Annotated in this window: 22 protein-coding genes; all 22 read right to left on the reverse strand. The window is 44.9% G+C overall.

Going from position 1 to position 22,202, the window contains the following annotated elements:
• Nucleotides 1-289: 289 nt before the first annotated feature.
• Nucleotides 290-1,789, reverse strand: coding sequence for a lysine--tRNA ligase (gene lysS / locus GC093_RS34775; protein ID WP_171656548.1), 1,500 nt, complete (start codon nt 1,787-1,789; stop codon nt 290-292).
• A 211-nt stretch (nt 1,790-2,000) separates the two neighbouring features.
• Nucleotides 2,001-2,477: a transcription elongation factor GreA gene (gene greA, locus GC093_RS34780; protein WP_171656549.1), complete on the reverse strand. Its 477-nt coding sequence runs from the start codon at nt 2,475-2,477 to the stop codon at nt 2,001-2,003.
• 196 nt (nt 2,478-2,673) lie between these two features.
• Complete coding sequence (gene dusB, locus GC093_RS34785; RefSeq protein WP_171656550.1) at nt 2,674-3,690, reverse strand: tRNA dihydrouridine synthase DusB; 1,017 nt, start codon at nt 3,688-3,690, stop codon at nt 2,674-2,676.
• Nucleotides 3,691-3,711: 21 nt separating this feature from the next.
• Entirely contained in the window at nt 3,712-3,921 is a 210-nt protein-coding gene (locus GC093_RS34790; RefSeq protein ID WP_171656551.1) for a helix-turn-helix domain-containing protein, read from the reverse strand.
• Nucleotides 3,906-4,406, reverse strand: coding sequence for a 2-amino-4-hydroxy-6-hydroxymethyldihydropteridine diphosphokinase (folK, locus tag GC093_RS34795; protein ID WP_171656552.1), 501 nt, complete (start codon nt 4,404-4,406; stop codon nt 3,906-3,908). The genes GC093_RS34790 and folK overlap by 16 nt, the downstream gene beginning before the upstream one ends.
• 5 nt (nt 4,407-4,411) lie before the next feature.
• Nucleotides 4,412-4,774, reverse strand: coding sequence for a dihydroneopterin aldolase (gene folB / locus GC093_RS34800; protein WP_171656553.1), 363 nt, complete (start codon nt 4,772-4,774; stop codon nt 4,412-4,414).
• Nucleotide 4,775: 1 nt separating this feature from the next.
• Nucleotides 4,776-5,621, reverse strand: a complete 846-nt coding sequence (gene folP, locus GC093_RS34805) for a dihydropteroate synthase (protein WP_171656607.1) — start codon at nt 5,619-5,621, stop codon at nt 4,776-4,778.
• 8 nt (nt 5,622-5,629) lie between these two features.
• Nucleotides 5,630-6,517: an aminodeoxychorismate lyase gene (pabC, locus tag GC093_RS34810; RefSeq protein WP_171656554.1), complete on the reverse strand. Its 888-nt coding sequence runs from the start codon at nt 6,515-6,517 to the stop codon at nt 5,630-5,632.
• Complete coding sequence (pabA, locus tag GC093_RS34815) at nt 6,514-7,095, reverse strand: aminodeoxychorismate/anthranilate synthase component II (RefSeq protein ID WP_171656555.1); 582 nt, start codon at nt 7,093-7,095, stop codon at nt 6,514-6,516. Before pabA ends, pabC begins: the two co-directional genes overlap by 4 nt.
• Nucleotides 7,096-7,110: 15 nt before the next feature.
• Nucleotides 7,111-8,664, reverse strand: a complete 1,554-nt coding sequence (locus GC093_RS34820) for an anthranilate synthase component I family protein (RefSeq protein WP_312886699.1) — start codon at nt 8,662-8,664, stop codon at nt 7,111-7,113.
• A gap of 115 nt (nt 8,665-8,779) precedes the next feature.
• Entirely contained in the window at nt 8,780-9,718 is a 939-nt protein-coding gene (cysK, locus tag GC093_RS34825) for a cysteine synthase A (protein WP_171656556.1), read from the reverse strand.
• A gap of 103 nt (nt 9,719-9,821) precedes the next feature.
• Nucleotides 9,822-10,754, reverse strand: coding sequence for a peptidyl-prolyl cis-trans isomerase (locus GC093_RS34830; protein ID WP_171656557.1), 933 nt, complete (start codon nt 10,752-10,754; stop codon nt 9,822-9,824).
• A 57-nt stretch (nt 10,755-10,811) separates the two neighbouring features.
• Nucleotides 10,812-11,681, reverse strand: a complete 870-nt coding sequence (gene hslO / locus GC093_RS34835) for an Hsp33 family molecular chaperone HslO (RefSeq protein WP_171656558.1) — start codon at nt 11,679-11,681, stop codon at nt 10,812-10,814.
• A gap of 50 nt (nt 11,682-11,731) precedes the next feature.
• On the reverse strand, nt 11,732-12,496 hold the full coding sequence (locus GC093_RS34840; protein ID WP_171656559.1) for a type III pantothenate kinase: 765 nt from the start codon (nt 12,494-12,496) through the stop codon (nt 11,732-11,734).
• Nucleotides 12,493-13,362: a carboxylating nicotinate-nucleotide diphosphorylase gene (nadC, locus tag GC093_RS34845; protein ID WP_171656560.1), complete on the reverse strand. Its 870-nt coding sequence runs from the start codon at nt 13,360-13,362 to the stop codon at nt 12,493-12,495. Before nadC ends, GC093_RS34840 begins: the two co-directional genes overlap by 4 nt.
• Nucleotides 13,355-14,965 carry an L-aspartate oxidase gene (gene nadB / locus GC093_RS34850; protein WP_171656561.1) on the reverse strand — a complete coding sequence of 537 codons (1,611 nt, stop codon included), beginning with the start codon at nt 14,963-14,965 and terminating at the stop codon, nt 13,355-13,357. The genes nadC and nadB overlap by 8 nt, the downstream gene beginning before the upstream one ends.
• A gap of 38 nt (nt 14,966-15,003) precedes the next feature.
• Nucleotides 15,004-15,942: a quinolinate synthase NadA gene (nadA, locus tag GC093_RS34855; protein ID WP_171656562.1), complete on the reverse strand. Its 939-nt coding sequence runs from the start codon at nt 15,940-15,942 to the stop codon at nt 15,004-15,006.
• 286 nt (nt 15,943-16,228) lie between these two features.
• Nucleotides 16,229-18,178, reverse strand: a complete 1,950-nt coding sequence (ftsH, locus tag GC093_RS34860) for an ATP-dependent zinc metalloprotease FtsH (protein ID WP_171656563.1) — start codon at nt 18,176-18,178, stop codon at nt 16,229-16,231.
• A gap of 70 nt (nt 18,179-18,248) precedes the next feature.
• Complete coding sequence (gene hpt / locus GC093_RS34865; protein WP_171656564.1) at nt 18,249-18,788, reverse strand: hypoxanthine phosphoribosyltransferase; 540 nt, start codon at nt 18,786-18,788, stop codon at nt 18,249-18,251.
• Nucleotides 18,789-18,828: 40 nt separating this feature from the next.
• Nucleotides 18,829-20,274 (reverse strand): tRNA lysidine(34) synthetase TilS, encoded by a 1,446-nt coding sequence (gene tilS / locus GC093_RS34870; RefSeq protein WP_171656565.1) that lies wholly within the window; start codon nt 20,272-20,274, stop codon nt 18,829-18,831.
• Between the two features lie 31 nt (nt 20,275-20,305).
• Nucleotides 20,306-21,226, reverse strand: coding sequence for a protein kinase domain-containing protein (locus GC093_RS34875; protein ID WP_171656566.1), 921 nt, complete (start codon nt 21,224-21,226; stop codon nt 20,306-20,308).
• A complete protein-coding gene (locus tag GC093_RS34880; protein WP_171656567.1) occupies nt 21,210-21,986 on the reverse strand; it encodes a vWA domain-containing protein in 777 nt (258 codons plus the stop codon). Before GC093_RS34880 ends, GC093_RS34875 begins: the two co-directional genes overlap by 17 nt.
• Nucleotides 21,987-22,202: the final 216 nt, after the last annotated feature.

The following is a 22,202-nucleotide window of genomic DNA, read 5'->3' on the forward strand; positions in this document are numbered from 1 at the left end:
TTGACAAAGCCACGTCATTTCTGACTTTCTTCTTTGTCGATTTTTGTCACCATGTTTAGCGGCGACTTTTATAATGTAACACATTTGATCACCGCATTGCAAGTATTATTTTCAAATCATCGATAACGATTTATTCGATTTAACACCTGCGCCAGAAGCGACAAAAAGTAATATACCAAATCACACTCAGAAAAGCAACTGAAATGTTTTTTCTTCCCTTTGAAACAAAAAAGCGCATCTACTCCCATAAGGAGAAGATACGCTATATCATGTCACCATTCCTATTTCTTTATTCGCCCTGACGCTCGCGCATCGAAGGAAATAACAGTACGTCTCGAATGGATGGGGCATTCGTCAACAACATAACCAAACGGTCTATACCAATACCTAAACCACCTGTAGGCGGCATGCCGTATTCCAAGGCACGGATGAAATCCTCATCCATTTCATGAGCCTCATCATTGCCCTGCTCACGCTCGACAAGCTGTGCTTCAAAACGTTCCCGCTGGTCAATAGGATCATTAAGCTCTGTAAATGCATTCGCATGCTCACGAGCGACAATAAACAACTCAAAACGGTCCGTAAACCTCGGATCCTGCTCATTCTTTTTGGCCAATGGCGAAATCGCCACAGGATGCCCGTACACAAATGTGGGCTGAATTAAGGTTTCTTCAACAAACGCTTCAAAGAACTGGTTGACGATATGGCCGAATGTCATCATTGGCTCTACGTGGACTTTATGCTCTTTGGCTAATTGATGCGCTTCTTCATCCGTCATCTGCTTGCTGAAGTCAACACCTGTCACTTCTTTAATAGCATCAACCATAGAAACCCGTCTCCAATTTGGTGTCAGGTCCACTTCATGCTCTTGATATTGAACTTTTGTTGTGCCAAGCACTTCCTGCGCTATATGTGCAATCATTTCTTCGGTTAGCTTCATAATATCCAGGTAATCTGCGTAAGCTTCATACAGCTCAATCATCGTAAACTCTGGATTGTGGCGAGTTGAAGTTCCCTCGTTACGGTATACGCGTCCGATTTCATACACTTTTTCCATACCGCCAACAATCAGACGCTTCAAATGAAGCTCAATGGCAATCCGCATATACAGCTGCGTGTCCAAAGCATTATGATGCGTTATAAAAGGACGAGCCGAAGCTCCCCCGGCTATTGCATGCAAAGTTGGCGTCTCCACTTCCAAATAGCCGCGTGTATCCAAATAACGACGCATGGATTGAATAATTTTGGAGCGCTGGATGAAGGCAGCCTGAACCTCCTGATTCATAATCAGGTCAACATACCTTTGACGGTAGCGAAGCTCAACGTCCTTCAAGCCGTGGTATTTATCCGGAAGGGGCAGCAATGATTTGGACAGAACCTCAATGCTAAGAGCTTTTATTGAGAGTTCCCCCGTTTTTGTTTTGAATATGGTACCTTTAACGCCGATAATATCCCCAATATCCAGTATGTCAAATGCTTGATATCTAGCTGATCCTATCGCATCTTCCCGCACATAGATCTGAATCTTCCCGGTAATGTCCTGAACATGCGCAAATCCGGCTTTACCCATACCCCGCTTTTGCATAATTCGTCCAGCGACACTAACCTCCGCTCCAATTGCATCTAAATCTTCTTTGCTTTGCTCATCATAGGCTTTAAATAGCTCTCCTGCATGATGAGTCACCTCAAATTTTTGTCCGAATGGATCGATTCCCAAGCCGCGAAGCTCGTCCAATTTGTTACGACGGATCTGCAACAGCTCGTTAAGTTCCTGTTGTTCTACAGTCATGGTTCCAACTCCTTATATAGCTTAGCGTTTTTTATAGTATTCATCTGGCTTTGTTCTTCAACCAAAGATAAGCAGCTGCCGCCTTAAGGACGAGTATGCTTGCCAAAGTCTAAATGAAGCAAAGCTTAAGAACTTACTGTTTATTCAACTAAAAAAGCTTCCATAGGAAGCTTCTATCGACAGTTATTAGCAGAAAATGGCAGGTGTCCACTTACTTCTTAATATCGATAATTTCGTACTGAATGGTACCCGCTGGTACGTTAACGTCCACCAATGCGCCTTTTACTTTGCCCAAAATCGCTTTGCCAACTGGACTTTCATTCGAAATTTTATTGTGCAGCGGATCAGACTCCGCGGTTCCTACAATGTTATATTCAACGACATCGCCAAATTCCATATCCTTCAACGTAACAATAGCCCCTACGCTAACGGTATCCGTACTGACGTCATCATTATTGATGATTCGAGCGTTACGAAGCAATTTCTCAAGAGTCATAACTCTACCCTCAATAAATGCCTGTTCGTTCTTAGCATCCTCATACTCGGAATTTTCACTAATATCGCCATAACCGATCGCTACTTTAATTCTTTCTGCAACTTCCCGGCGCTTTACACTTTTGAGATGTTCCAATTCTTCCTCAAGCTTTTTTAAACCTTCCTGAGTCAGGATGACTTCTTTTTCACTCATTACAAACGATCTCCTGTCATGTGAAAGATTTTCATATTTCGAGCAGATACATCGACACTATGAATTCACTAATAATTAATATATTAACGAACGAAATCCTGATGACTGATCCGTCTCCGGAAATGACTATTGACTGATTATATTGCAAGCCCATACAAATGTCAATCTAAGCCAAATACGTAAATCCTTCTGACAATCAGTGGATTAATGTACCTGCTTCAGGCGCGTCCTCTACGCCCTTTCCGTCCATCGAAGCAACAAAATCCTCAAGCACCTGCGCCATTGCATCCCGCTTCGTTTGTTCCATAATAATGTCCTTCACACGTGCTGATCCCGTCAATCCTTTCAGATACCATGCCAGGTGCTTGCGCATTTCCTTTACGGCTACATTCTCACCCTTCAAAGCTACCAAACGGTCCATATGCAAAAGAGCAATACGAATTTTTTCCTGGCCCGTTGGTTCTGGAGGAAGCTCCCCTTTAGTTAGGTACTGAACAGTTCGATACAGCATCCAAGGATTCCCCAGAGCAGCACGACCAATCATGACACCATCTACACCTGTATGATCAAGCATCCGTTTAGCATCCTCTGGAGTAAGCACATCCCCATTGCCGATGACCGGAATCGATACCGCTTCCTTAACCTCTTTAATAATATCCCAATTGGCATGGCCAGTATACATCTGTACACGAGTCCTGCCATGAACGGATACCGCTGAGCCTCCGCCATTCTCAACAGCTTTGGCATTTTCTACTGCATATACATGCTCGTCATCCCAGCCGATTCTCATCTTAACGGTAACTGGTTTATTCACCGATTTCACAACTGTAGAGATCATCTGTTCGATTCTGGACGGGTCTAGAAGCCAACGCGCACCTGCATCACATTTCGTGATTTTGGGTACCGGGCAGCCCATATTAATATCAATGATATCCGCATTTGTATGCTGATCGACATATTTAGCAGCTTCGACAAGCGTATCCGTGTCTCCGCCAAAAATCTGCAGACTAAGCGGCTTCTCTCGATCATCAACGAACAGCATATCTATAGTACGGTGATTGCCGTGAACAATCGCTTTATCGCTTACCATCTCAGCACATACAAGTCCCGTGCCGAATTCCTTGGCAATTAAACGAAAAGCAGGGTTACACACACCCGCCATAGGCGCAAGAACTACTTTATTCGGTGCTTCAACATTCCCTATTTTCAACATTATTTTCACTCCTTTCTATTTTTACTTGGCTACAGGCAATAATTCTTCGGGATCAATCCCCAATACCTCGGAAATTTTACGAATAATTTTGGGATCCGGCTTACGTGTTCCCCTCTCAATAGCTCCTAGGATAGCAATAGATACATCGAGTTGATCAGCCAGCTCGTTTTGTGTGAAGCCTTTTAGCTTGCGGAAAGCACGGATGCGCTGTGCGATTATATTCTTTTCCATAGTGTTACGCCTTCCCTTCCTTCCAGCCCCTCTAAATGTGCCTTTAAACTGACAGCCTGCTGTGGACTGTGTGCTTGCATAACCTCGACCAAAGGCACAAGGACAAAAGCTCTTTCCATCATCCGTGGATGCGGGAGAATAAGCTGTGGGTCATCTTGCCGAACTTCATCAAACAGCAGCATATCCAAATCAATCGTTCTGGGTCCCCATCTTAATTCTCTTGTACGGCCGAGATTTTGTTCAATCTGAAGCATAACCGTAAAAAGCTCATCTGCGGTGAGCGTAGTCTCCAGCTCTAGCGCCATATTAAGAAAAGGAGCTTGATCGGTAACACCCACTGGATCCGTTTCGTAAATTCCGGATCGGCCGGATACGCTGATATGATCGCTAGCATCCAGCTGCCGGATAGCCTCTGTCAGATAATGCTCCCGATCTCCTATATTAGAACCCAGCGCAATATATGCGTAAATTGGCTTAAAGCCCATGAGATTTATGCCTGCTTTCTGTGAATTTCAACCTTAACTCCATCAAAAAACATCGCTACAGGCGGATGCGGCTTGATGACGCGTACGGTAATTTCATTTATACTAGTATAAGTTTGAAGGAGCCTAGATGCAATACGTTCTGCCAAAGCCTCGATCAGCTTAAACACTTCTTGCTCTACAATGCTTTTAATAACTTCATAGGCCTCTGCGTAATTAATTGTATCGTCGATACAATCACTGGAACCAGGCTTATCCAACGGCAAGTACAGTTCCACATCCACTTGATAACGTTGGCCTAGTATATTTTCCTCTGGAAGAACCCCATGGTAGCCGTAGAACTGCATCCCGGTCATCACTATTTTGTCCATATTATTCCGTTCGCCCCCTCTGACCCACTATTGCATCTGTCATTACCGACACTCGCTTCATAGCCGATACATCATGAACACGCATGATCCGGCAGCCCTGCACAATTCCCATAGTTACTGTTGCCGCAGTCCCCTCTAGAACATCATTAGCTGGAAGCTGAAGTGCCTTCTGAATCATGCTTTTCCGCGAGGTTCCAAGCAGTACGGGATAGCCTAAATCCACAATGCGGTGAAGTTCATTCATAAGTTGAAGATTTTGCTCATAGGACTTGGCGAACCCTATCCCCGGATCTAGTATGATCTGCTCATCCTTAACTCCAGCTTCATGAGCTAATCGGATACACTCGCGCAAATCTTGGATGACATCATGGATGAAGTTATCATATACTGCCTCAACGCGATTATGCATCAGCACAATAGGGCAGTCATAATCAGCGGCAATGCGAGCCATATCAGAATCTTTTTTCAAGCCCCAAATATCATTTAGAATATGAGCGCCCGCTTCAAGCGCCTGACGCGCAACTTCCGCTTTATAGGTATCTATCGACAGCGGCACTTGAAGCCCCGCCTCGCGTATCGCCTTAACGACAGGAATAACCCGCTCCAGCTCCTGTTCAAGTGTCACTGTTTGAAAGCCTGGACGAGTGGATTCCCCTCCGATATCAATAATATCCGCCCCTGCAGCAATCATTTGTTTTGCTTGCTCCACTGCAGCCGACAGCTCCGTATACCGACCCCCATCCGAAAAGGAGTCCGGGGTGACATTCAAAATCCCCATAATCAACGTACGACCCGTAACATCCAACGAGAGACCACGACAATCCAATGGACTACCTACCTGTTTCATCAATATACTCACTCTCCCTGTGCTAAAAGTAAGGTATGCCGTTCATATAGCCGTATCAATTCTTTCGTCAATTCCCCTGCATTCCCATTACCCACAATAACCTTCTGTCCTTTTGTATCAAACAATGAGGTAATTGGGACAATCTCTTGGATCGAGTTAGTAATATACACTTCATCTGCTTCTAACAAATGACTCCAAGTGTATAGACCTTCCTCTAGCTTCATTCCCGCTTCGGAAGCAACACGCATAAGGAAGGCTCGTGTAATCCCCGGCAATATGCCAGTCCCTATAGAAGGCGTGAAAAGCTGCTCATTTTTGAAAAAGAACAGATTACTGACAATCCCCTCTGCCAAATTACCCTTACCATCTGCAAACAGCCCTTCGGCATTTAATGCCCAAGGGTACTGCATGAGCTCGCGTTTCGCCAAAATATTGTTCATGTAATGAAGTGACTTCAATCGTACAGCGCCTTCTGGTGTATTACGAATTAGCTTCAGCAGCTGAAGCGGCTTGCCACTCTGATACAATTGTTCATTTCTAGCTGGTAGCTCCTTAATATAAACAATTACTGAAGGCTCAGCATAGTCTCCCCCTGGAAGTCCAAGCAGGTCCCGTCCCGCAGTAACGGTAAAGCGTATGTAAGCATCCTCGAGCTCATTCGCCTGAAGCAGCTTCTTTACGATTAGCTGCCACTGTTCCGCTGAGGGACTATAGGAAATTCCAAGCTGCTCACAACCCGCCTTCAAACGATCCACATGCTCCTGAAGCAAAAAAGCAATGCCCCCATAGGTGCGAAATGTCTCAAACAATCCAATACCGTAAAGAAAACCGTGATCATATACAGAGACCACGGCCTTCCCTTCATCTATAAGAACTCCATTCACATATATCTTCACGCTTGCTTCACAGTCGTTTCACTCAAGAAATTGCGCAATATTTGCAACCCGTGATCGGTAATGATAGATTCAGGATGAAATTGAACACCCTCAATCGGATACTCCTTATGTCGAAGCCCCATAATTTCACCCTCTGCAGTTTCCGCACTGATTTCCAAACAGTCCGGCAGCGTCTCACGCTTTACAATTAACGAGTGGTAACGTGTTGCGGTGAAAGGCGAAGGCAGGCCCTTAAATAAGGTTTTACCATCGTTAATAATAGGTGAAGTTTTGCCGTGCATAAGACGCTCTGCCCGCACAACCTCGCCTCCGAACACTTGTCCGATAGATTGATGTCCTAAGCAAACGCCGAAAATGGGAATCTTGCCTTTAAAGTGATCAATCAGCGCTAAGCTGACCCCCGCTTCATTCGGAGTACAAGGTCCAGGAGAAATCAAAATATGATCAGGTTTCAACGCTTCGATTCCGGCCAAATCTATCTCATCATTACGACGGACCTCTACCTGCTCTCCTAATTCACCTAAATATTGCACCAAATTATACGTAAACGAATCGTAGTTATCAATAACGAGAATCATGCCTATCCGCCTCCACTACACTAAATTTTCAACATTCATTTCACTGTACTGAATAGCTTTCCACATAGCTTTTGCTTTATTAATGGACTCGGTGTATTCCTTCTCCGGAATGGAATCGATAACTATCCCTGCTCCAGCTTGAACGTACCCTACTCCATCTGCAATGACTAAAGTGCGGATTATAATATTAAATTCCATATTACCATTATAGTCAATCCAACCGATAGACCCCGTGTAAGGACCTCTACGAACAGGCTCTAGCTCTTCAATAATTTGCATCGTGCGAATTTTTGGAGCACCTGTAATCGTACCTCCCGGAAAAGCCGCAGCTATAACATCGAAGGCTTGCTTCTCTTCCGCCAGAAGACCCTCCACCTGTGATACAATATGCATCACATGCGAGTAATACTCTATTACCATAAAATCTTTGACCCGAACGGTGCCATAGGACGAAATACGCCCCAGATCATTGCGTTCAAGGTCTAGCAGCATGATATGCTCAGCCCGCTCTTTCTCATTATGGATCAGCTCGTCCGCTAATCGACGGTCTTCTTCAGCATTTTGCCCGCGGGGGCGGGTACCGGCAATCGGCCTCGCGCGTACCGTGCCGTTCTCAAGCTGAACCAAGAGCTCTGGCGAACCCGAAACCAATTGAAAATCGTGAAAACGCAGCATCCCCATATAAGGAGACGGATTGACCAAACGAAGCCATTCATAAATCAGCTCTGGAGCCTGTTGAAGCTGCTTATGCTGCCGTACTGACAAATTAACCTGAAAGACATCTCCTGCTCCAATATAAGCTTGAATCTTCCGCACGGCTTCCATATAAGCCTCTCTTGAGAAGTCAGCTTGAATGCCTTTAATCGAATCAAAATCCACATGCAGTAAATCCTCAGCTGTCTGCTGCTGCATCTCGTCTCGGGTTCTAACGTACGAAGCCATAGTGTTCACTTCGGCAATGCGATCCCACTGCTGCTTCATCTGCTCAGCAGCAGCTTGAGCCCGCCCATAGCTCTGCTCCAAGGAAAGCCCTTCAGCTTTCGCATCCGTTAACGATGTGTGTACGGAACAGTAAAGCTTACGTTCCTCGTGATCGATGATCCACAGCTTATCCAAACGTACAAAGGCATAGTCAGGGATCAGCAAATCATCTGCCGCCGCTTCCGGCAGCCGTTCAATCGTCCGGGCTACATCATAGCCCCAGAACCCTACACAGCCGCCAACGAACTTCGGCAGGCTCTCAACAACTGGAGCGCGATAGGGCTCCATCCACTGCTTCACAAGCTCTAATGGTGAGCCTTGCACTTGATTAACCATATGAGGCCGATCAGCATCCTTAATGGACGCTTGGCATCCATTACCCCGAATTTCCGATAGAGGCTTCAGTCCAAGAAAGGTATACCTTCCCCCCTTACCGCTCTCTAATACAAAGGAACCTGGCATGGCTTCCTTCCACGCAAGATCCCATGAAATGAGCCGGTCCGATTCCAGCGGGTAACATTGTACATAGGGAAGCATCGTATAGTGCTGTGACCATTCCCGCCACTGTTCATTGGTTATCAAAGCCACTACAAAGCCCCCTCCCTCTACTCAATCAACGAACATATAAGTTTGGACTTAGTATACTTGAAATTGCCTATGAAAAAAAGCCCCTCAGCGAACTGAAGGGCTTCCTGCTCACAAATTAATCTTCAAATTGGTACAATGGCGTGCTGAGGTATCTTTCCCCATTACTAGGAACGACTGCAACCACACGTTTGCCGGCTCCCAACTCCTTGGCTACCTTAAGTGCTGCGAAGATGGCTGCTCCAGAGGAGATCCCACCCAAGATTCCTTCCTCTTTCGCTACGCGGCGGGAAGTTTCGAATGCATCTTCGTTGTCCACTTGAATAACAGCATCATAGATATTAGTATCCAAAATGTCAGGAACAAAACCTGCGCCAATCCCTTGGATTTTATGAGGGCCCGGTTTTCCTCCAGATAATACAGGTGAAGAACTCGGCTCGACTGCATAAACTTTAATGTTAGGGAAATTCTCTTTTAACACGCTGCCTGCACCTGTGATAGTACCGCCAGTACCGATCCCTGCGATGAAAGCATCCAGCTTGCCATCGTGCGAGTTAATCGCCTCAACGATTTCTGGACCCGTTGTTTCACGGTGAACTTTAACGTTCGCTTGATTTTTAAATTGCTGAGGGATGAAGTAGGAAGGATTCTCAGCTTGGATTTCTTCAGCTCTTTTAATTGCACCCTTCATTCCTTCTGCTCCTGGAGTCAATACCAATTGCGCTCCATAAGCACGAAGCAGGTTGCGTCGTTCAATACTCATTGTTTCAGGCATAACCAAGATTGCTTTATATCCTTTAGCTGCAGCCACTAATGCCAAACCAATCCCCGTATTACCGCTCGTTGGTTCTACAATTGTATCTCCAGGCTTAATTTTACCTTCTTGCTCCGCTACTTCAATCATGCTGATTGCGATACGATCTTTAACGCTTGCTCCAGGATTCTGATACTCTAGCTTCACATAAACTTCTGCGCTTCCTTCTGGTACAACACGATTCAATCTTACCAGGGGCGTACCACCAATCAATTCAGTAATGCTTTGAACTAATTTAGCCATTATGAGTTCCTCCTAAAATGATATCAATAATATCCGAGTAAAATGCTAGGTATTCTTCACTAATCTTATCAACCCCTATAAGGCTTGTCAATACCAATCTACCTTAAAATGTCATAGTGACCTTCCATTTTTCCCGGATTGATTTAATAACTTCCTTCAATGGAGGCGCCTCTCGCAATGCCATTTCTTTTCTGACGGCTTCTCTCAATTGATCTTTGCTAGTTTTTGGCTCTTCCTTGCGTTCTTTCAGTTTAATAAAATAAAATTGACCATTTAGCTCAATCGGTTTGCTAACCTCGCCTGTCTTCAATTGTCCAGCGGCTTTCAATAGAGGCTCAGCAACGAATGGATCATCTTCCTCCATCCATCCCAGATCGCCCCCATTTTCCCGAGTAACATCGTCTAGAGATCTCTCCCTGGCAACTTTTGCGAAGTCTACCCCTTTCGAGAGATCAGCCGTTACCCTTGCGGCTTGATCTTTACTGCCAACAACAATCTGCTGCAGGCGAAACTGCAAAGCTGATCTGAACTCTTCGGGATGAGCTTTCATATAAGCGTCTACCTGTTCAGTCGAGATCGTAATATAGCGGATGGCCAGCTTTTCTAGCAGCAGCTTATCATAAACATCCGTTTTTAAAGCTTCCGGAGTCATTCCCAGCTGCTCTTTCATTGATTCATAAAATTGTGTTTCACTGTCATAGCCTTGCTGCATGCGTTTTAATTCTTTTTGGATCTCACTATCCTCCACATTGGTGCCCTGTGCTTTTCCTTCCATGCGAATAACTTCATGATCCACCATTTGATTCAACAATTCCCGGCCGTGCTTCTGCAGCAGCTGCTGCTCCAAATCCACGCTCGTTATAGTTTTCTCACCGATTGTTGCAATTACACGCGCTGATTGGTTCTGGTTTGTCTGGCCCGGCTTCATGTCGGCATTGGGTTGGGTAAAGAAATCGGCAAACAATACGTAGGAAAGGATGACAACAGCAAGCAGCAAAACCGCATTGACTCCCCACAATACCCTAATGTTTCGCATTCCTAATCCCCTCGTATGGTCCTCTCGAGCTTTCCTATTATTGTAACGCCCGATTAATTACATCTGTTGTAGTATGGCCCTTAGATCCTCTTTATCAAACTGATAAGCCTCATTACAAAAATGGCAAATAACTTCCGCTTTCTCGTCCTCTCTAAGAAGCTCCTCAATTTCTTCCCGTCCTAAGGAAATTAGGGTTTGTTCCACTCGCTCTTTAGAGCACTTGCAGCGGAACTTGACTTCCGCTTCTCCCATTACCTGTACCTCTGGCAGCAGTCTATGTAAAATATCTTCAAGATCCAACCCCTGCTCCAGCATCTTGGTAATCGGTTCAATCCGTGATAGTTGAAGCTCTATAATCGAAATTTCATCATCCGTTAACCCCGGTAAAAGTTGAATCACAAAGCCACCCGCTGCCGTTACCGTGTAATCGAGGCCAACTAATACTCCGAGCGCTACAGCGGAAGGAGTTTGTTCGGATTTGGCAAAATAGTAGGTGAAATCTTCGGCCAGCTCCCCAGATATAAGAGGAATACTACCGCGATACGGCTCTTTGAGTCCTAGGTCTTTGATAATATTCAAGAACCCTTCGGTACCTACCACTCCTGCAACATCCAATTTCCCCGCCTCGTTCAACGGTAAATCAACCTCAGGATTATCAACATACCCACGAACCTCGCCGTGAGCATTGGCATCGACTACGATCTGACCGATCGGCCCTCCACCTTTGACAAGAATCGTTAGTTTTTCTTCACCCTTCAGCATGGCACCCATCATTAACCCAGCCGCAATGGTTCGTCCTAATGCAGCAGTAGTTGTAGGCGTCATAACATGGCGCTTACTGATTTCATCTACAATACCCGTTGCCCTAACGGCAAAAGCTCTTACTTTGCCTTCCATGGCAGTCGCTCTAATTAAATAATCTCGCATCTGTGTTCCCTTTCATGATCGGCTGTAATAATCTGTCTGATCGGTCCCATTTATTGATTTCGTTCGTAAATGATTTGCAAGCCTTGCAGTGTCAGCAGTTGATTCACACACTCAATAGTACGTGATTCACTGGAAATAAGTTCCGCTAATCCACCGGTGGCGACTACTTTCGGTTTAACTCCGAATTCCTCACAAATCCGGTCCACGATCCCATCCACCTGTCCGGCAAAACCATAAATAATCCCCGCCTGCATCGAAGCTACTGTATTGCGCCCAACAACACTTTTCGGCTTCACCAGCTCGATTCGCGGTAATTTAGCGGCACGCTGATATAATGCCTCTGTAGAAATGCCGATTCCGGGAGCAACGGCTCCTCCGATATATTGTCCCGCTTCATCTATATAGTCGAAGGTAGTTGCTGTTCCAAAATCAACCACGATACAAGGCGGCCCATATTCCTCAAGCGCTGCGACCGCATTAACAATCCTGTCAGCACCAACCTCCCGCGGATTTTCATAACGGATGTTGAGCCCTGTTTTAATACCTGGTCCCACAATCAACGGGACTTTCTTCAAGTATTTTACACATAATTGCTCAAGCACAAACATCAAGGGCGGCACAACGGAAGAAATAATCACGCCTTCCACTTGATCTAATGAAATACCTGCATGCCGGAATAAATTGTACATCGTCATTCCGTACTCATCAGCCGTTGCCGAACGATTCGTGCTTAACCGCCAATTATGCTGAAGCTGCTTTCCCTTGTAGATGCCTAATACAATATTGGTATTACCCACATCTACGACAAGAATCACGACTGTACCCCCTTCTGCTCATTAAGATCCAAACTGATATCAAGAGCTTGAACAGAATACGTCAATCGGCCGACGGAAATAACATCTATACCTGCTTCGGCAACAGCTTTTATTGTTTCTAATGTAATGGAACCTGATGCTTCTACCAGAATATGCGGAGCTTGCGATTTAATGCGTGCAACCGCTACTCGCATTTGCTCTGGCTTCATGTTGTCCAGCATGATGATATCCGGCCGCGCTGACAAAGCCAGCTCCAGCTGCTCCATGCTTTCAACTTCTATTTCAATCTTCATCGTATGCGGAATTTGGGAGCGCGCCGATTGAATGGCTTCTACAATACCGCCAGAGCCTTTAATATGGTTGTCTTTAATCATAACAGCATCATACAGGCCAAACCGATGATTATGGCCGCCGCCGACACGAACCGCATACTTTTCAAGCAGGCGATGTCCTGGGGTTGTTTTTCGCGTATCGACTAGACGAACAGGCAGTCCTTGCAAGGCATCGACATACTGCTTGGTACGCGTCGCAATCCCCGACATTCTCTGCATTAGATTTAGCGCAAGACGTTCGCCCAGCAGGATGCTTCGCGTACTTCCTGACACTTCAGCCACAATGGTTCCGTAGCTTACTGCCTGTCCTTCTTGTACTTTCGCTTCAAATTCCAATTCGGGATCAACCATTGCAAATACAGCCTCAGCAATCTGCACGCCTGCGATAATGCCGTTATCCTTTAAGTGAATAATTCCTTTGGAACGGCTCTCCTTCGAAATTGTAGTCATGGTAGTTACATCACCCATGCCTACGTCTTCCTCCAGCCACAACCGAAGATTCTTATTTATAACTTCCATCTGCAGTTCATACATCAATGTGTCCCTCCGTAATACCATGCTCCCGGCTGAAAACAGTATGTTTTCTCCACAACAAATCATCCTTCTCAGCGAAGTCCTCCCGATAGTGTCCCCCTCGGCTTTCTTCCCTAATCAAGGCTGCCTGAGTTGTCAACAGAGCACAGGTTAGCAAGTTGGCAAATTCATAATCCTCGCGTTTGGTCAAGCATGTATCGAATATAGACAGCTGTCGGCGCAGCTCATCATAGCCTTTTTGAAGACCTATTGCTGTGCGCTTCAATCCAGCATATCGCAGCATGATCTTTTGAAGTTTCAGTTTCTTTTCCACAATAGGCTGCTGAGCGTGCTCTGTTCTTCTATTATTCACTGCTGTAACATCCGTTTGTTCCAAAGGCTTAAGTTGGTGAATACGTTCCAGTATCCTTCGCCCAAAAACAATCGCTTCTGACAACGAATTACTTGCCAAACGATTCGCTCCATGCACACCCGTCGATGAAACTTCCCCGCACGCAAATAAACGCCTGACTTCTGTCTCGCCGTATAGGTCCGTTTTCACGCCACCCATCATATAATGAGCTGCCGGTGCTACAGGAATCCAATCAGAGGATAGATCCAATCCATAATTCAAACAAAACTCATAGATCGTAGGAAAACGATGCTTAACCGTTTCTTCCGATTCATGGGTAAAATCAATATAGACGAACGTAGATCTCGTCTCTTCCATCTCATTTACGATAGCTCGGGCAACAATGTCCCTCGGAGCTAGCTCCAGTTGATGGTGATACTTCTCCATAAAACGCTCGCCTTTAATATTGCGCAAGATAGCGCCTTCACCGCGTACTGCTTCCGATACAAGAAACCTCGGAGCTCCAGGATAACATAAAGCTGTCGGATGAAATTGAATAAATTCAACATCCTGAATTAAAGCTCCCGCCCTGTAAGCAATAGCAATCCCGTCGCCTGTTGCAATATCCGGATTTGTTGTATAGCGGTACAATTGTCCCGCTCCGCCTGTACAAAGGATAGTCGCATTCGCTTTCACAAATACTTTCTGACCGTCTTGCTTTTGGACCAATGCACCCAAACACTCGCCATCTTCCGTGATCAAATCAATAACAAAATGATCATCCCAAATCTCAATATTCGGATCTTGCTTCGTTTTCTCAGACAAAGCACGAACAATCTCAGCGCCGGTAGCGTCGCCATGTGCGTGTAAAATACGCCGTTGGCTGTGCGCCCCCTCTTTCGTAAGAGCAAATTCACCATTTTCCAAATCAAATTGTGTACCCATATGTATTAAATCTTTAACGCCCTCAGGTCCTTCATGAACCAGCACATCAACAGCGGATGGCGAACATAGTCCGGCTCCAGCAATCAAAGTGTCCTGACGGTGGTAGGCGGGTGAATCTTCATCAGAGATAACTGCTGCAATTCCACCTTGTGCATAGCGAGTATTACTGTCGAGAAGAGACTTCTTAGTAACCATAAGCACCTTATACTTCTCACTAGCCTTTATAGCGGTAAAAAGACCGGCGATTCCTGCGCCGATCACCATTACTTCGATATGCACTTGAGGTAATTCGTTAATATCAACATCAACTAGATAACGTGGAATCATAGTTAGGCTCACCTCTTCTTACAAGAGAGTAACGCATGCTACTTCACTAGCAGCATGCGTTCCAGGGATGCTCTGGCTTGATCTGCAACATGAGGCGGCACATAAATTTGCGGCTGCATGGTTTCAAGACAGCGTACAACCTTTTTCAAATTATTAACCTTCATATTGGGACAAACCAGATATTTAGTAGCGAAATGGAATGCTTTGTTCGGACTATCCAACCTTAATTGAAATCCTGTACCATCTTCAGTTCCTACAATGAACTCCTGATGTTCGGATTCTTTACAATATTTAATAATAGCTGTAGTACTCCCAACAAAGTCTCCCAGTTTAACTACTTCAGGACGGCATTCTGGATGAACTACGAACTTGGCATTTGGATATTGCGCTCTCATTTCCTCTACATCTTTTACAGTCAACATGTCGTGCGTATTGCAATACCCTTCCCAAATGATCACTTTTTTGTCGGTAAACTTGGATACGTAATCTCCCAAATTTTTATCCGGCACCCAAATGATTTCATCGGAATCAACAGATTCGATTACTTTTATCGCATTAGCTGAAGTACAGCAGATATCGGTCTCGGATTTAACATCAGCGGATGTATTGATGTAGGCAACAACCTTAGCATTAGGGTGCTGCTTCTTTAACGCGCGCAATCCTTCCACATTAACCATATCTGCCATAGGACAGCCAGCCCGCTCATCCGGTATTAAGACTGTTTTAGTAGGAGCTAAGATTTTCGCGCTTTCTCCCATAAAATGCACACCACAAAACACTATAACATCAGCATCGGTTGATGCTGCTTTTTGTGCTAATAAAAAGGAGTCTCCTCTAAAATCTGCTACCTCTTGAATTTCATCCCGTTGATAATAATGAGCAAGAATAATGGCATTACGTTCTTTCTTCAATTGAAGGATTCTTTCCTTCAGCTCACGCTTTTGTTCCTCTTTACGTTCTAAAGCCAAAGCTTCCATCTCACACCGTCCCTTCTGTCCCTGTACCCCTTTATTGGTTGCAAAATACCTAGTGAAAATGTTCACATAATATTTAAAGATTTACAACTAATTTACACAACATCCTTGGTGGTGTCAATGCTTAAATAACCACAAATTAGCCCAAAATTACAATTGTTAGGTGGCTTAATTCCTCGTTCTTTCTCTTAGGACTAGTTTCTCGTCAGAGGTCGATATTTAACCTGTTATTAATGAAGAAAAAGCCGGAAGCATTGGTATGCCCCGGCTTTTTTGAGTAATCATTAAATCAAGATTCTTTCTTTTCGTCATCGCCTGGATCAGGAGATTTATCGAAATCCAGCTTGTTGGCTTCAGATGTCGCCTGCTGACTTTGGATGTTAACCTTCACATCCGTAGTAGCGACATCGTCCAATTTACCGTTATCAATAAGCTGTTTAATCTGATCCTTTTCTAACGTTTCTTTCACAATCAAAGTTTCTGCAATAAGACGAACCTGATCTGCATACTTCTCAAGTGTTGCCTTTGCGTTAGCGTAGCAGCTGCGGATAATTGTCTGCATTTCTTGGTCGATTTCGTAAGCAATAGCATCACTATAATTCTGTTCATGACCCAGGTCGCGGCCAAGGAACACTTGCCCTTGTACGTTACCGAATTGCATCGGACCCAGCTTATCGCTCATTCCGTACTCCATGATCATTTTACGAACAATAGTCGTTGCACGTTGGAAGTCACTATAAGCGCCTGTTCCAACTTCGCCAATAAACATTTCCTCAGATACACGTCCCGCAAGGAGACCCGTTACTTTATCAAGAAGTTCGGTCTTGGTATTCATCATCCGGTCTTCGCCGTCTTTAGGCAGCATCATTACATACCCGCCAGCGCGTCCTCTCGGAACAATCGTGACCTTATGAACCATTTCCGCATTTTCTACATGGTAACCGACAATAGTATGTCCTGCTTCATGGAAAGCGACCATCCGCTTCTCACGTTCGCTGACAACCCGGCTCTTCTTCTGTGTACCTACAACTACACGGTCGAATGCTTCGTCCAGTTCGTCCATTGAAATATCTTTACGATTACGGCGAGCTGCAATCAGCGCCGCTTCGTTCATTAAATTTTCCAGATCGGCACCGGTAAAACCTGTTGTATAACGTGCCAATGCTTCAAGCTTAACATCTTTATTAAGCGGTTTGTTACGAGAATGCACCTTCAGCACAGCTTCACGGCCCTTAATATCTGGGCGATCAACCGTAATTTGACGGTCAAAACGGCCTGGACGCAATAAAGCTGGGTCCAAAATATCCGGACGGTTTGTTGCAGCAACGATGATAATACCTTCGTTGGCGCCAAAACCATCCATCTCCACGAGGAGCTGGTTAAGAGTCTGCTCACGCTCATCATGTCCGCCGCCTAAACCGGCACCACGTTGACGGCCTACAGCATCAATCTCGTCTATAAATATAATACAAGGAGCATTCTTCTTAGCATTCTCAAACAAGTCACGTACACGGGATGCGCCGACACCGACGAACATTTCCACGAAATCGGAACCGCTTATGCTAAAGAATGGAACGCCTGCTTCACCTGCAACAGCACGCGCAAGCAAGGTTTTACCTGTTCCCGGAGGGCCATTCAATAGCACCCCTTTAGGAATTCTAGCTCCTACAGCAGCAAATTTCCGAGGATCCTTCAAAAACTCTACAACTTCAACAAGTTCTTGTTTCTCCTCATCGGCCCCCGCCACATCTTCAAAGGTCACGCGCTTCTTCTCTTCATTATACAGCCTAGCGCGGCTTTTCCCGAAGTTCATTACTTTACCGCCGCCACCCTGAGCCTGGTTTAACAGGAAGAAAAACAGGATGAAAATAATAACGAACGGAATAATGGAGGTAAGGAAGCTGATCCAAACGTTGTCTCCTTCCATTTTTTCAACATTAATGGTTGGAACTTCACCCTTTTCGATCATTTGGATAACTTCTTGGTCAAAAGGTGCACGGGTTTCGAAATTCTTCTTATCCGGCGTAGGCGGATTTTTGTATTTACCGCGAACCAAGTATGTATATCCGTCAAACTTCACATTGACCGATTCTACATTTTTTTCTATTAAGGCCTGTCGGAGCTTATCGTAGCTAATCGCGTCTTTCTGATCATTTTGTGTGCTGATAAAGTGAACGATACCGACAGTGACCAAAAAAATAAGCAAATAAAAGCCTGTATTGCGAATGATTCGATTCATCCCCTACCTCCTCTCAAAAACGGCAACTTTGTTTATTGTACCACAGCACGTCTTGGCATCACAAGAAATGCTAATGGGAGTACACCTCGGGCTTCAAAATGCCTACATACGGCAGGTTGCGGTATTTTTCCGCATAATCAAGTCCGTATCCGACAACAAATGCATCAGGGATAATAAACCCTTTATAGTCTGCATCTAAGTCGACCGTTCTACGCGCAGGTTTATCAAATAATGCGGCAACGGTAATTGACAATGCATTCCGGCGCTCCAGCACATCGATTAAATAACTCAATGTGAGCCCACTGTCGATAATATCCTCAACAATAAGAACATGCCGACCTTCTACCGAAATGTCCAAATCTTTAATGATTTTTACGACCCCTGTAGATTTAGTGGATTGCCCATAGCTTGAAACCGCCATAAAATCAAGTTCTAAAGGTATGGTGATTTGTTTGACCAAATCCGCCATAAAAATAAACGCTCCCTTCAGCACACAAATAACCAATGGATTGCGCCCTTCAAAATCATGGCTTAGTTGCTGGCCCATCTCCTTTACTTTGTCTTGAATTTCTTGCTCACTGTAAAGTATTTCTTGAATGTCTTTTTGCAAGAGAGAACCTCCTACTGGAATGATTACACAATTATTTATACTATCTTGACATACTGAAGGATAATCCCTCAGGCATGTGAAGCTTCATATACAAAATCAACTTGGTCGAGTCAGTAACTGTTGAAAGCGATGACCTCCGAACGCCAGACAACCAAATTATACGGCCCTGACCATCCGTTATAATAGGCACCTTGGCACGTAAGCTCGGTGGAATTTTGGCATCAATAAAAATATCTTTTACTTTTTTCGAACCGTTTAATCCAAACAGGCTCATACGGTCTCCATCCCTGCGGCTTCGTACTTCTATCGGCTGCTGCAGTTGCTCCGCATCGAACCACGCGGTGTAAGGATTATCTGAAAGCGGCACAGCCGCTCTATTGAATAATTCGCGGTCTAACCATGTGCATTCCAGGCTCACACCTATTTCCGGTATTTCCAAATTATTCTGACCAGACTCGAATGAGTAAGAAAAGGAGATAGGTGGTACCACATAATTATGTAGATAAATCCTATCATATTCCCTGGTTAGAATCAGGCTCCCCCCAATATTTAAACGCATATTAGAAGGTTTGACGCTAACAATACCATCCCGCATCTTCTCCAGCTTCAGGAAATCTATCGAATCGGGGTCTAAGCCAAGATAATTTAATATTAGTTTAATCAAACGTCTTTGTAAAGCAACATGTAACCCCATGAACCATTTTCTTGACCATTTGACGGAATCGCTTTCTTTAGCCACACCTTCTACTAATAAAGCCCTTGCCTGCAGTTCCATATAGTCGTCTTCTGCAGTCATCATCTCGGATAAACGGTTAAGCGCCTGAGGCAATTGTTCATTATACTGCTTCTGAAGCGATGGTATAAGATCCAGTCTTAATTCATTACGAACATACTTTCTTTCCAGATTACTGCTATCGATAGAATACGGTAACTGCTGAGTATGGCAGTAATCTAATATTTCTGTTTTATATATACGGAGTAAAGGGCGAACAAGTTCCATTTCTTTTTCCATACGGCGTTTTGGAATTCCAGTCAGTCCGGATGGTCCTGTGCCGCGAAGCAGTCGCATGAGAACAGTCTCCGCTTGGTCGTCAGCATGATGCGCAAGTGCTATTCGATTTGCCTTGAAAAGCGCTGCAGCCTTGTGCAAAAAGCGATATCGAAGCTCTCTGGCTGCGCTTTGCGAATTTTTTCCGGTTTCTTTAATGTACTCTGGGACATCGAGGCGGGCCACTTCAATAGGTAAACCAAGCTTTGCGGCCAATTCTGAAACGAGCACTTCCTCCTGCTCCGACTCCTTGATTCGAAACCCATGATTAAGATGGGCCACACTCAAGCGCCATTTCCATTGTTTAGACAACGCAAAAAGGACATGCAGCAGCGCCACGGAGTCCGGCCCCCCCGATACCGCAACCACAATACTGTCCCCTTCTTCAAAAAGCCGTTCCGTTCTGATCTCCTGTTCAACCCTGGATACAAAATCCATTGTTCAATTCCTTTCCTCGAAACAATACGCATCACGATGGCCAATAAAAATATACGGCTAATCCAAACATCAATAAAGAGATAGTGAAACACAATTTCAGCAAAGAGGATAGGCTGCCCTTCTTGCGGTTTGCAAGTAAAGGCTTAGCAAAACCTTGTCTACGCCAATCAGCCAAAGCCTGCTTCGAAGTTGAATATTGCCCGAGAAGCGCTTTACGAAGCATCGGAGCTACCTGCCGTAGTGCAGGGTTCGACTGAAGCATGTCGAGCAGCATGTCTACGCTGCGGTTTTGCGGGAGCAGCTTATCGATCCCTTTCATTCTCTTCTCAGTCTCGACACTACTGATTATTAAAACAGCGAACGCAAACAAGTCGTAAGCTTCATCTGCTGAGCGAGTCCCTGCTCCCCAATAGCCTCTGTCGTATACCTCTGTAAACTGCTTAACAGAGCGGCCTTTGGCAGTCACCCCGCCAAAATCAATTAATTCAACATCACCATAACCGGACACAAGCATATTCTGTACTTTTATGTCGCCAAAAATATAGGCTTGCCCATGCAGCTCCACCAGCTTGCGCAGCATATTGGTCCCAATTAGACCGATCCAGTCCCTACCGTTTCTCCAAATAAAATCTGTCATAGACTGCCCTTTAATGTAGCGCATAACATAAAACGGAAGGTGGAAGCCGTCTTCCTCGTAATCATCCACATCCAGCAAATAATGACGGAATGATGTATTCGACTTTGACAGCTCCTTAAGCGCATTAATCTCCGACTGGTGATCCACTGTGTCAAAGCCTATTTTCATTGCATATTGGAGTTTCCCCCTCATCACAAGATAGACCTTCCCGTTAGCCCCAACCCCCAATAGTCGTTCAACACGGTACTGTGCCTTATTCCATTTTCCGATTATGATTTTACCTGAATGTAATTCTTGCTCAAACGACGTAATCACCCAGTATCCCTTCCTTGCCTGCAGGCGTGCGCCCTGATACTATCCCAGGATTCACATCATCGCCTTCTCTATTGCTTTTATCGTCAGCGATACCGATTGTCATAAGTTGAATTACTTTTAGAAGCGCAGGCCCCGTAGGCGTCGTACCCTTCATGTTTAATTTATAGAACAAACGGTTCAAATTTGCAAGGTCTCTTGTCCAATCCAAGTCCATTTCTACATCCTGCTGCGACGAAGGCGAGCCAGGAAAATGAAATACGGCTGTTTCGCTTATCCCCGTTCGCGCCTGTAGACTAAGCTGCAGATCGTAAATCGCTTCTTTTACAGCTTGCAGCTTCGGTTTCATACTTGCGCTCGTATCAATCAGTAAAGCAACCTTTAAAGTCGTGCTTTCGCTTAAATCATCCATAACTTGAACAACTTGCGAACGTTTATCCGGAGGCAAGCTTTCAATTTTGGCATCTCCTAGAATATGCTGCAGTTCTTTACTAATCACCTTCTGAATGGTCTGCGCAACTGTCTTCCGTGTCATCATCTGAACCGTTTGAGATAACTGAGCCGTCGTGACAATCCGACTCATCCCTCCACCTGCACTCGCGATTTCATTAATCTCCTCAGAACCATGCTCCCCCAACAGACCCGAATCTAATAACCCTATGACATTCACCGTAATGCCTTCCGCTTTTGCATTCGCAGCTGCAATAACCGGACTTATCCCTACATTCGAACACCCGTCAGTAATCAGTATAATCTGTTTCATTTCGGTCCCCTCCCAAGAGTTTCGCTTTAGCGAAACTGGCATCGTAAGCACTGCTAAGCTTCACCTTAAGTGAAACTAGCATCGTGAGCATTAATTGATCCTACCATTCCTATCAGTTTTTCCACTTTACAAGTTTCCTAAACTTAATAAGACTTGAACTCGAACAAGGACTGTCCGAAAATATCGGATAGTCCTTGTTATGTCAGGCCCCTAGAT

Origin of the sequence: Paenibacillus foliorum, assembly GCF_013141765.1 — a bacterium.
In the GTDB taxonomy this organism is placed as follows: Bacteria; Bacillota; Bacilli; order Paenibacillales; family NBRC-103111; genus Paenibacillus_S; species Paenibacillus_S foliorum.